This window comes from Neobacillus drentensis (assembly GCF_021560175.1).
GTDB lineage: Bacteria > Bacillota > Bacilli > Bacillales > Cytobacillaceae > Neobacillus > Neobacillus drentensis_A.
Map to the genome: position 1 here is coordinate 1,910,141 of NZ_CP091110.1, position 12,211 is coordinate 1,922,351.

Below are 12,211 nucleotides of genomic sequence, written 5' to 3' on the forward strand. Positions count from 1 at the left end.
TGGATGAATATTTTTGGTAAAATGCAAACAAAGAGACGAAAGTCAAGAATGGTAGAAGGTGTGTAAATGAACATTAAAGAGTATATTAACCTGATCGATACAGAATTATTGCCGAATATAAACTTATCTGTGTTAAATCCATTTGATCCAATCGTGGTGGAAAATCGCTCCAATTCATGGAAGACGATTGGCTGTGGCAATTATGCAGGAGTTTTCTTACATGAGTCCTACCCGGATTTAGTAGTAAAAGTGTATGGCCGAAATCATGCGGAGCTTGTCAACGAAATGGAGGTTTATCAAAAATTAGGGATACATGAAACCTTTTCAAGACTTTATGCTTATGGAGAAAATTACTTGGTCTTAAAAAAGCTAGAAGGCATCACGTTATTTAATGCCCTGATAAAAGGGATTCAGATTCCTAAGCTCGTCATTGAGGATATTGAGGATGGTTTAGAGTATGCCCGATCAGTCGGCTTAAATCCTTTTGATGTCCATGGTAAGAATGTCGTAATGTTTGCGGGAAGAGGCTATATAGTGGATGTATCTGATTTTTATAAACAAGGCTATTGCCAAAAGTGGGACGATTTGAAAAAGGCTTATTACAAAATTTATCGGCCTTTTCTGTTTAAATACCATCCGCCCATTCCTTTTTCAGTCGTTGACGGAATTCGTAAAGGTTATCGGATGTATCGAAGATTAAAAAGAAAATGGAAAAAATAAACTATCCACTTAGTTTTCTGATAATATAGAATAGTATCTATTTACAGGAAGGAGACTGTAACGTGCATTTTCCTGTCTATCTATTTGGCATCCACCCACATCTCTTGTTCGAATCTCTGGCCTATTTTATTGGATTCAGGGTTTATTTATATACAAGAAATAAAGAAAGAATCCCATTAGATAAAGCCATTTGGGTGGTCGTTGGTGCAACATTAGGTGCTGCGATAGGCTCAAAAGTTTTATATTGGTTTGAAAGCCCAGTGAAAACGGTTGAAAACTGGAATAATATCATTTACTTAGTCGAAGGGAAGACGATTGTGGGCGGGTTATTAGGCGGACTCATTGGTGTTGAAAGTGCCAAAAAGTGCATTGGCTGGACACGATCGACCGGTGATGACTTTGTGCTGCCATTAACAATAGGCATGATGATTGGTCGAATCGGCTGTTTTTTAACCGGGTTAGATGATCATACCTATGGGACTCCAACTACTTGGATAATGGGAATTGATTTTGGCGATGGAATAAAACGTCATCCCACCCAGTTATATGAAATCATTTTCTTACTTTTACTCATCATCACGCTAACCTATTTAAAAAGAAAACAGCTAGGCTGGGAAGGCTGGTTGTTTCAATTATTTATGCTTGGTTATTTAATCTTCCGTTTTTTGATTGATTTTATCAAACCAACCCCGCATCCATACTTTATTCTTAACAACATTCAACTTGCTAGTTTACTAGGAATCATCTATTACATAGCGCTTGTCTTAAAAAAACAAACCGAAAAAAGGAGAGAGATTCATGCCTAATCGCCCCTATTTATTTTATGAGCTGACAAATAGTATTTGTTCCACCTGTTTAAGAAAAGTAGAAGCGAAAGTGATCATCGAAAATGAAAAGGTCTATTTGGTGAAAAATTGCTTTCAGCATGGGCGAGAGAAAGTACTGATATCGACCGATGTTGCCTATTATAAATGGTGCCGGGAGTTTATCAAACCATCCGAAATGCCTTACCGCTGGAATACCCCCATTAAGTATGGCTGTCCATATGATTGCGGCCTCTGTCCGGATCATGAGCAGCATAGCTGTTTAACTCTGTTAGAAATAACGGAACGCTGTAATTTGAAATGTCCCATCTGCTATGCCGAATCCTCACCGCAAAAAGGCAGTTTCCGCAGCTTAGATAAAATTGAATTTATGCTTGATAATATTATAAAGAATGAACGGCATGCTGATATTGTTCAAATCAGCGGCGGGGAGCCTACAATCCATCCCCAGTTCTTTGACATTCTTGATTTGGCAAAATCAAGGCCTATCCGTCATATAATGGTTAATACAAATGGTCTTCGCATTGCGACCGATAAGGAGTTTGTGAAACGCCTGGCTGCCTATTCTCCCGGCTTTGAAATCTATCTTCAATTTGATAGTTTTGAAAAAGAGGCACTTGAGGAGCTAAGGGGAGTGGACCTAAGGGACATTCGAAAGCAAGCAATCGAAAATTTAAATGAGTATAATATCTCGACGACCTTAGTAGTGACCCTTAAGAAGGGATTGAATGATCACGAGGTTGGAACCATCATTCAATATGGCCTGAAACAAAGATGTGTGAGAGGGGTAACGTTTCAGCCAATCCAAGCGGCAGGGAGATTGGAAGAATACGACCCAGCGACGAACCGGTTAACGTTAAGTGAAGTGCGGCAGATGATCATCGATCAATCGGAAGTGTTTGGCCCAAAGGATATCATTCCTGTCCCATGTCACCCTGATTGTTTAGCAATGGGTTATGCGTTAAAACAAAATGATTCGGTTACGCCCTTAACCGGTCTAATTGATCCTAACATTCTCTTAGAAGGTGAACGAAATACGATTGTATTTGAACAAGATGACCATATAAAGGAGATGATTTTTAAATTATTTTCCCTGAATCATTCACCAGATTCATCGGCATTATCCTTACAGGATCTTTTATGCTGTCTGCCGAAGGTATCAATGCCGGGACAAATTGGTTATGATAATGTATTTCGGGTGATTATCATGCAATTTTTAGATGCATATAACTTCGATGTCCGTTCCGTCAAGAAATCCTGTGTTCATATCGCACACCCGGATGGGAGAATTATTCCGTTTGATACCTATAATTTATTTTACCGCGATGATAAAGAGCAGGAATTAAAGAAAATTCAGGCTGAACTTGAGGGGAAAACTTACATTCAGGCAGAATAATTTTTTTTCAAAATGTAATTAGGGGGTCATTCATTGAGCAAGAATCAAAACGATGGTTCATTAAAGCAACTATGGTTGGGAATAGGGATTGCGCTAGGTATATACCTTCTGGGTGTATTATTATTAATAGCTTCTTCCACCCTAACTCTTCCTTATATGCTGCTTGCTGGAATTGCACTTATCGTCTTCCCAATTGTATCCTTCTCAATGGGAAAGAAACGCTTAGGGCAGGGGGCATTAATTGGCTTAGGGCTAAATATACTGTTATTTTCAGCTTGTGCTGGAATTTTAATAACCAATTTAGGAGGATGAGGGGGAGAAGCAGGATGGATGATCGTCACTTTCGCAATGCAATGGGCAAGTTTGCCACAGGGGTAACCGTTGTGGCTGTGGAAGTCGAGGGCAGCGTGCATGGCATGACGGCGAATGCCTTTATGTCTGTATCACTCAGTCCAAAACTGGTGGTAGTCTCTATTTCTGAAAGGGCACAAATGTTAGAAAAAATGAACCAAAGCGGAAAATTCTCCGTTAATATCCTAAGCCGTTCGCAGCAGGAACTATCGATGATTTTTGCGGGGCAGCAAAAAAACCAGCAAGAGGTGAAATTTGAGCGGTTAAGCGGGGTTCCGGTATTAGCTGGTGCCGTGGCACAGATTGCCTGTGAAATTTCGGCGGCACATGTCGAGGGGGACCATACCCTGTTTATCGGAAGGGTAACGGACATCCACATTGAAGATTTTGAGCCGCTCATTTATTTTAGTGGAAAATACCGGGCGCTGGCAGAAGAATAAGCTCATATAATAGTTTTTTACTAATTTTAAAGCTTAAACGCTAAATAACGCTGTGAATGGTAAGTTTATTCGTAATAGTTTATTAGATAGTCGGGATAAAAAATACGCTGAAAGAATCAGCGTATTTTTTTGTGTTTTAGTACAATAATGATTTTTGTTCTGAAAATAAAAAATATTTAGAATATGTTGACAAGTATATTTGGCCTATGTAGAATTACAGTTAGTAAAAGAAAGCGCTTTTTTTACCGTTTTTATTCAGTAATCATCTGAAATCTTTAAGGTTGAAATTTTAGCTTAGGTAAGCTAAAACTTTTTTTTCTGTTGTTCTTGGTGGCCGGCAAAACAACAGAAAACTATTCTGTATCATCACCTCTGGGTAACATCTTTGCATCTATTTTAGATTATAGGAGGTTCCACAATGGCAATGAAGACAATCAGTAGAAATTTTCTTAAGTTTTTGGTTGTAATTCTTGCATTTCAAGATGTAGCTGCAGGGGTAGCAGGATCGATCATGGCAGATATTATTAAAGCATTTCCAGACTACGACCCGACGATTGTCATGCTAGTCGCAACCTTTCCAGGATTAATTCAAATAGTACCAGCCCTCTTTTATGGCAAACTTTCCAAAACGTTTAAGAAAAGAACACTTCTTTTTGTTGGTCTAGGTCTCTTCATCATCGGTGGTACGCTGCCAACATTTATGGACAGTCTGCCATTGATTATTGCGATGAGGGGAGTTTTAGGGTTAGGTGTAGGGATTACCATGCCTTTATCAGTGGATGTCATTACTGATTTCTTTGAAGGCAGAGAAAGAGATTTCTTAATTGGCTTTGGGACCTCTACGATTGCCTGTATCGGGGCCATCTTTTTCCAGTTAGTTGGTGGGATTTTAGCTGATGCTTATGGCTGGCAATATGGGTTTTTAACGTACCTCTTCCCGATTTGGATCTTAGCTGTAACGATTCTTTATTTACCGGAGCCTGAAAAGAAACTGCCAATTGAATCAGCAGGAAATGAAACTCGTGTAAAAGTGAAATTACCAAAAGCAATCTATTGGGTGTGCCTTGGACAGGTTTTATTCTCAGGACTCATTTTTGGATATGTTACGAATATTTCCGTTGTTATTCAAGCAGATAAATTAGGAAGTGCAACTGAGGCGGGCTTGGCAATCTCTGTTTTTACTTTTGGAACGCTGCTTGCCGGGTTTTTATTCGGGAAAATCAAGCATAAACTTCCGAATTATTACTTGCCGATTGCAGTCATCATGACAGGAATTGGGATGGCGATTTGTTATTTTGCACCTTCCTTGCCAGTTATATTTGCCGGAAGCTTAGTCGGCGGGTTTGGGATGGGAGTTGGACTTCCAGGAGTATTTACAAAGGTTAACGAGCTTACACCGGCTGGAGCCGCATCCGGAGCTGGTTTAGTTGTTGTCGGTCAAGGACTTGGCGGAATTCTGGGGCCATTTGGGTTCCAAGTAGTTCAAAATCTGTTTCATCAAGGAATTGGCAGATTCCCATTAGCGGTAAGTGCGGCAGGTTTAGTTGTTTTGGCGCTGATCTGGGCGTTGTCAATTAGAGCACCAAAAAGTGACGTAGAGGTTCCAATCGGACAGTAAGACTAGAAAAATACTAATATTTAAAGCTAAAATAATGCGGTCATTTTTCATTATTTTAGCTTTAATAATTTCTTTGATGGGATGTGAGGTTGAAAGGTTAAGCCCATGAAGATATTTAGGAGGAGGATTTAGTGGATAAAGGTTTAAAGGTACTAAGAAAATCACCGTTTCAAAAGTTGACAGTTGTAGCTTCTGCTTTAGCTTTAATGTCAGGCTGTTCCTCTAAAATGATCACGGGTCAGGAAGTAAAAGCAGAAGTTTTAAAAACAAAGACCAACGAACAAAATAAAACTCAGAAAAATGGAGAAAATTCGTCTAAACCAAATATCGTCTATATCGTTTTAGATGACTCCGGGTTTTCTGATATTGGCAGCTATGGATCAGAAATTAAAACTCCAAACCTAGACTGGTTAGCGGAAAATGGACTGCGATACAACAATTCCCATGTCACACCAGTTTGCTCACCAACACGTGCATCTTTACTTACAGGAAGAAATCCTCATGACATTGGAATGTCGACAGTAGCTAATTTTGATATGGGCCCTGACTATCCTAATAAACGTGGCCGAATTTATCCTGAGGCGGGCACGATTGCTGAAGTACTAAATGAATATGGCTATAACAATTATGCTTTAGGTAAGTGGCACTTAGCACCTGCGCATCAAGTTACCCCTGCAGGTCCTTATGAAAATTGGCCGCTTGGAAAGGGCTTTGACCGTTTTTATGGCTTTCTTGAGGATTCCGGTGATCAATACAGACCGGAACTTATACAAGATAATAGTCCAGTAGATGTACCTAAAAAAGAAAACTATCATTTTTCAGAAGATATTGTAGATCGAGCTGACCAGTATGTGACGGACCAAGTATCTGTAAATCCGGATAAACCTTTTTTCCTTTATTTATCGTTTGGAGCACAGCACCAACCCGTACAGGTTCCTCAAAAGTATATCGATATGTATAAGGGGGTTTACGACAAGGGCTGGGATAAAATCCGTGAAGACCGATTTAATAAGCAGAAGGAATTAGGGATTATCCCAAAGGACACCAAATTAACTGGACTGAATCCAGGTGTAAAGCCGTGGGTGCAACTTTCAGACGAGGAGAAAAAGGTATTTGTTCGTTTCCAAGAAGCGTATGCCGGCTTTTTAACGCATACAGATGAGCAAATAGGCAGGTTTATCCATAAATTAAGCTCTTTAGGTGAATTGGATAATACCATGATTGTCTTTCTATCAGACAACGGGACGAGTTCCATGGGGAAAAATACGGGTTCCATCAATCATACATTACCGTATAACGACGTACCAGAAAAGTTAGCGGATGTTGTTAAACATATAGACGATATTGGAAGCGATCGAGCAGGAGCAGAATTTCCGACAGGATGGGCACAAGTAAGTAATACCCCATTCAAATTTTATAAGGCCACAACCTTTGAGGCCGGTGTACATACACCATTGATCATTTATTATCCAAAAAAGATAAAGGATAAGGGGGGCATACGAAAACAATACCTTCACGTAAGTGATATTACACCAACGGTATATGATGTTTTAGGAATCGATTTGCCAAAGGAAATTAATGGAGTAAAACAAATGCCCCTTCAAGGGAAAAGTTTTGCTGACACATTTGACAATCCAAAAGCTTCCGGCAGGGATGTCCAATATTATGAAAACAATGGTCAACGTGCCATCTATGAAGACGGTTGGAAAGCGGTGGCCCTTCATAAGTCGGGTGACCCTTATGAAAATGATAACTGGCAGCTTTATCATACAGCGGAGGATTTTTCTGAGACCCAAGATCTCGCAGCCAAATATCCAAAAAAGCTAAAGGAGTTACAAGCCTTATGGGAGAAGGAAGCCAGAAAGTACGGAGTTTTCCCAATGACAGATATAGCAGGAAATGGTTTTTTAACGATTCCTTCAGATTCTAACCGTGCTAAGAATAGCTTCACGTTTTATCCGGGAATGTCACGATTGTCCGAGGCCGCTTCCCCCTTTATCATAAATCGCTCGTATTCCATCACAATCCCAATAAATCGTAATAAGGCTTCAGATGATGGTGTTCTCCTTGCATTAGGAGGCTACGAAAGCGGCTATACATTATATATTAAAAATAAAAAGCTCATTTACGAATACAACATGGGAAATGCTGTCTATAGAATTCAATCCAATAGTGAGGTACCTACTGGTCCATCCACTATTCGCTACGATTTTACGAAAACGGAAGCAAATAAAGGCATAGGTCATATATTTATTAATGGGCAGGAAGTAGGCGAAGGAACAATTGAGCACACCCATCAATATAAAATTGCCTTTGAAGGGTTGGATATTGGAAAGGACACGCTTTATCCAGTTAGTTCGGAATACAAAGATGAAGGTGAGTTTAAATTCACAGGGGAAATAGAGAAAGTGATTTATCAACTAAATTAGGATAAGGTCTATTAAATAATCAAAGGACAGAAGCCAGTAACATTCAAATTTGTTACTGGCTTAAATTTTAGAAGTGAGGGAAGTTAGATGAGCAGCGTTCAAGAGCAAGATAAGGGATTTCACATAATAGCAAAACCATCAGGCCCAATCTGTAATTTAGATTGCAAATATTGTTTTTATACGGAAAAGGAGGCTTTATTCACGGGTAACAGGTATCTTCACATGTCAGAGGAGGCCTTAGAGGAGTTTATTCGGCAATACATATCCTCACAAAAGGTGATCGATATTCCTTTCGTTTGGCAGGGGGGAGAACCGACTTTAATGGGGCTGGATTTTTATAAGAGAGTGGTAGAATTACAAGCAAAATACAGCAAAGGCAAGCGAATTACGAATTCATTGCAGACTAACGGTACTCTATTAAATGAGGAGTGGTGTGAATTTTTAGCAAAACATCATTTTTTAGTGGGACTAAGTATCGACGGACCAGAAAATATTCACAATCATTACAGGGTAGATAGGGGGGGAGGGGCGACGTTTCAAAAAGTTCAACACGCCTTACATCTTTTAAAAAGATACAAGGTCGAGTTTAATGTATTAGTTTGTGTAACGAGCTACTCTTCAAACTATCCCCTTGAAATCTATCATTTTTTAAAAGAGCAAGGTGCAGCGTTTATTCAATTTATTCCAATTGTGGAACGATTGCCGGATGTGGAGGCAAAAAAACTGGGTCTCCGTCATGCAACACCGCCACCTGTTAATCACGAAGATTTACAACAAACCGTTTCCTCTTGGACGGTCGAATCAGAGAAATATGGAGACTTTCTGATTGCTATTTTTGATGAGTGGGTGAGAAATGACGTAGGTACCGTACATGTAATGAATTTTGAACACGCACTAACCTCCTGGCTAGGGCTGCCTTCAACATCCTGTATCTTTTCTGAAACTTGTGGCAGGGCAGCAATGGTAGAACATAATGGCGATGTCTATTCTTGCGACCACTATATGTACCCGGAATATAAATTGGGTAACATTCTGGATGGGACCTTTACTGAAATGATGGAGTCTAATCAACAGCGCGTATTTGGTGAGAATAAAAAGACTTCACTTCCTAAATACTGCCAAACTTGCGAAGTTCGTTTTGCTTGTAATGGAGAATGCCCTAAGCATCGTTTCCTCCACACACCCGATGGGGAACCTGGGCTAAATTATTTGTGTGCAGGCTACAAAAAGTACTTTCACCATATACACCGATATCTGAAGGTCATAGTCCAGCTAATTGAAAATGGACTACCTGCATCCGATGTAATGAAGGTTATTGAAAGACCGCTTATCTTGAAAAAATAGTAGGCTAAACCTTATAAAGAAAAAATATTTAGAATTTATTGACAAGGAAAGATTAGTAGAGGTAAAATTATAGTTAATTAGAGAAAGCGCTTTAATTAGGGTATTCACCCTTTGTACAGTGGTAAATTCTAATACTAAAATTTTAGTTATGAATAATGAACATAATTCTGGTAACGGAGGTAAACGAATGACATTTGTTGAAACCAAGAAAATTCAGACTGGAAACTACCAAACTTACATCCATGAGGGTGGAGAAAAGCCTTCTGAAACAATTATTTTTCTTCATGGAAGCGGACCAGGGGCAAGTGCTAACACAAATTGGAAGCATATCCTACCGCATTTTAAAGAAAAATTTCATGTAGTCGCACCTGATATTTTTGGGTTCGGTCAAACCGATCATCCTAATGAATATCCCCAAAATGGCGCTGAATGGATGAGTGAGCGGGTGCAGCAAGTATTGGCTATAATGGACACATTAGAAATCGACAAAGCCCACTTGGTTGGAAACTCTCTTGGAGGTGTGATTGCTCTTCATCTCCTCATGTATGCTCCAAATCGGTTTGATCGTGTAGTCTTAATGGGGGCAGGCGGTGGTTTAACCGAACCAACTCCAGAGCTTGCCAAACTGGCAAACTTCCATAAGGATCCTAATCCGGTAGCCTTTAAAAACTTATTAAGCTGGTTCTTATATGATAAAAGCGTGCTTGAAAATGAGCTCGACGCCATTGTGGCCGAGCGATTAGAAATGTTTTTAAAACCGGAAGTACGAAGATCTTACGAGGAAAATTTCACCAAATCACATCTTTCAGATATGCTAATCCCACCTTCTGCCTTAAAACAAATGGACCATCCGGTCTTACTAATCCACGGACATGGAGACCGATTCGTACCAATGGAAAGCAGTCTTTATGTTATGGACTATCTGCCAAATGCTCAACTCCACATTTTTAAACGCTGCGGCCATTGGGCACAGGTAGAGCAAAAAGAAAGATTTATTAAATTAACATCCGATTTTTTCAACGGTGAACTTTAAAATCAACTTCCCATACACCGTTGCTTCCCTAATATTAGTAGTTTAGATAATAATAGACTTCATGAAAAAATTACCATAATATAGGGGTAACTAAATTCTTGAAAACTAGTAGGTGTATGTGATGAAAATTGAAAAGGCTTATCGTTATATAAAAAGATTAATTATCGAAGGAATTTTAGAGCCCGATACCGCCATTAATGTGAATGAAATTGCCGAGACCTTAAAGATGAGCCGGACACCCGTACACAAAGCGCTATCCAAGCTGGAACAAGAAGGCTTTCTTTCGATTGTGCCGCAGGTAGGGGTCTATGTGAAAAGACCTGATCCTGAAGAAGTATTAGAACGTCTTCTAGTCTGTGCGAATCTGGATGCATTGATGACCGAGCAGGCCGCATTATTATTAACGCAAGAAGAATTTACTTATATGGAGTCCATCTTAGAACGAATGGATCAACCGGAATTGTCTGCTGACGAATATGACAGCCTCAACATTGACTTTCACCGTACAATCTATGAAGCCTCTAAGTTAACTTTTACCTTCAACTTAGCAAAGCAGCTATGGGATTATCTGAATTTTGTCGGAAACCCGGAGGACTTATTCACAAGTGACCGGCGGCAACAATCACAAACCGAGCATTGGATGATTTTCTATTACTTGAAGGAAAATGATAGCAAGTCCGCTAAAAATCTGATGGAAAAACATATGCGCCGAGTAGCCAAGCTGGTTGGTGAAAAATATCAGGGCATTGAACTAAAGCGGCGTATCCTAAGCTAGTCCAAAAACTACTAATCCAGGAGGTCCTATTAATGGAGCAAAGTGTGGTTGAATTAAAAAAAGAATTGGTGGAGAATGCTCGGTCCCTAATCCCAACATTACGGGAACATGGTGAGGAAATTGAAAAAACAAATACATTACCCCAGGCAATTATTGAGGAAATGAAAAATAAAGGTACCCTTAAAGTGTTACGCCCCCATCTCTTTGGCGGTTTTCAAACCAATATGCGGACCTATACCGAGGTTGTAACGGAAATTTCTAGAGGAAATGGATCGGCTGGCTGGTTTGTGGCGTTAAGTAATATACGGGATTATATGATCTCATATACGTTTGGTGAAAAGGCACTAAGCGAAATTTACCCTCCTGGAAAAGATGTAGTGCTGGCCGGTAACTTTAAGCCAATCAAATGCAATATTAAAAAGGTAGATGGCGGCTATTTTATTGAAGAAGCACAATGGCCGTTTGTTTCCGGCAGTCCCCACGCTGACTGGTGCTATTTTGGCTTCCCGCTTGTCGATGACAACGGCGGAATCGAGATGGCGATTATGGTAATTCCACGGGACGAATTAGAAGTACTAGATGACTGGTATGTAATGGGTCTTAAGGGATCGGGCAGTAATAGCTGCAAAATCCAAAACGTCTTTGTTCCTGAACACCGCGTGTCGTTGGACCGTCTGGCAAGTAAAGGTCATTATTTAATTGACCCGCTTAAGGATGTGGGTTTATATCGTTCGTCCTTTGTGCCTTCACTAACCTTATCGATCGTTGCCCCGGCATTAGGACTTGCTCAGGCTGCAATGGATTTATATATGGAGAGACTTCCAAAGGCTGGGATTGGGAACACCTTCTATAGTAAGCAAAACGAGGCACCGATCACTCATCTGCAGGTTGCGCAGGCACAGCTTAAAATTGATTCGGCAGAACTTCATCTTTACCGGGCTGTAGACAAGATTGATGACTATGCAGACCGGGGAATCGTAATGGATAAAGATGAAATTGTCAAAGTGAAAGCGGACTTTGGTTATGTAAACCAATTATGTAAGGAAGCGATCGATCTCCTTGTTGCTGGAGTGGGTTCGATGTTCACCTATGAGACGAACGCATTACAAAGGGTTTATCGGGATTTCTTGACGATGCATTTACACGGCTTTATCACCCCATCCAGTTTAATAGAAACGTACGGCAGAATACTATGCGGACAGGAACCGAACACTTATTTTGTATAAACAATACTTCTAGAGCATGGCAACAGGCTAGCGCATATTTTTTATAAAAATGTAA

Annotated in this window: 11 protein-coding genes; all 11 read left to right on the forward strand. The window is 40.0% G+C overall.

The window, feature by feature from the left end; translation table 11 throughout:
* The first annotated feature begins 66 nt into the window (after positions 1-66).
* The 11 genes from L1999_RS08930 (at position 67) to L1999_RS08980 (ending at position 12,156) form a co-directional block, all read left to right on the forward strand.
* Positions 67-720: a serine/threonine protein kinase gene (locus L1999_RS08930; RefSeq protein ID WP_235743210.1), complete on the forward strand. Its 654-nt coding sequence runs from the start codon at positions 67-69 to the stop codon at positions 718-720.
* Between the two features lie 62 nt (positions 721-782).
* Positions 783-1,526 carry a prolipoprotein diacylglyceryl transferase family protein gene (locus tag L1999_RS08935; protein ID WP_235743211.1) on the forward strand — a complete coding sequence of 248 codons (744 nt, stop codon included), beginning with the start codon at positions 783-785 and terminating at the stop codon, positions 1,524-1,526.
* Positions 1,519-2,940, forward strand: coding sequence for a radical SAM protein (locus L1999_RS08940; protein WP_235743212.1), 1,422 nt, complete (start codon positions 1,519-1,521; stop codon positions 2,938-2,940). The genes L1999_RS08935 and L1999_RS08940 overlap by 8 nt, the downstream gene beginning before the upstream one ends.
* 33 nt (positions 2,941-2,973) lie before the next feature.
* Positions 2,974-3,252, forward strand: a complete 279-nt coding sequence (locus L1999_RS08945) for a hypothetical protein (RefSeq protein ID WP_235743213.1) — start codon at positions 2,974-2,976, stop codon at positions 3,250-3,252.
* A gap of 14 nt (positions 3,253-3,266) precedes the next feature.
* Positions 3,267-3,731, forward strand: a complete 465-nt coding sequence (locus L1999_RS08950) for a flavin reductase family protein (RefSeq protein ID WP_235743214.1) — start codon at positions 3,267-3,269, stop codon at positions 3,729-3,731.
* A 418-nt stretch (positions 3,732-4,149) separates the two neighbouring features.
* On the forward strand, positions 4,150-5,349 hold the full coding sequence (locus L1999_RS08955; RefSeq protein ID WP_235743215.1) for an MFS transporter: 1,200 nt from the start codon (positions 4,150-4,152) through the stop codon (positions 5,347-5,349).
* Between the two features lie 131 nt (positions 5,350-5,480).
* A complete protein-coding gene (locus tag L1999_RS08960) occupies positions 5,481-7,778 on the forward strand; it encodes an arylsulfatase (protein WP_235743216.1) in 2,298 nt (765 codons plus the stop codon).
* Between the two features lie 87 nt (positions 7,779-7,865).
* Positions 7,866-9,122 (forward strand): anaerobic sulfatase maturase, encoded by a 1,257-nt coding sequence (locus L1999_RS08965; RefSeq protein WP_235743217.1) that lies wholly within the window; start codon positions 7,866-7,868, stop codon positions 9,120-9,122.
* 187 nt (positions 9,123-9,309) lie between these two features.
* Positions 9,310-10,155: an alpha/beta fold hydrolase gene (locus tag L1999_RS08970; RefSeq protein WP_235743218.1), complete on the forward strand. Its 846-nt coding sequence runs from the start codon at positions 9,310-9,312 to the stop codon at positions 10,153-10,155.
* 121 nt (positions 10,156-10,276) lie between these two features.
* Positions 10,277-10,930, forward strand: coding sequence for a GntR family transcriptional regulator (locus L1999_RS08975; RefSeq protein WP_235743219.1), 654 nt, complete (start codon positions 10,277-10,279; stop codon positions 10,928-10,930).
* 32 nt (positions 10,931-10,962) lie between these two features.
* Positions 10,963-12,156, forward strand: a complete 1,194-nt coding sequence (locus L1999_RS08980; RefSeq protein WP_235743220.1) for an acyl-CoA dehydrogenase family protein — start codon at positions 10,963-10,965, stop codon at positions 12,154-12,156.
* Positions 12,157-12,211 lie beyond the last annotated feature (55 nt).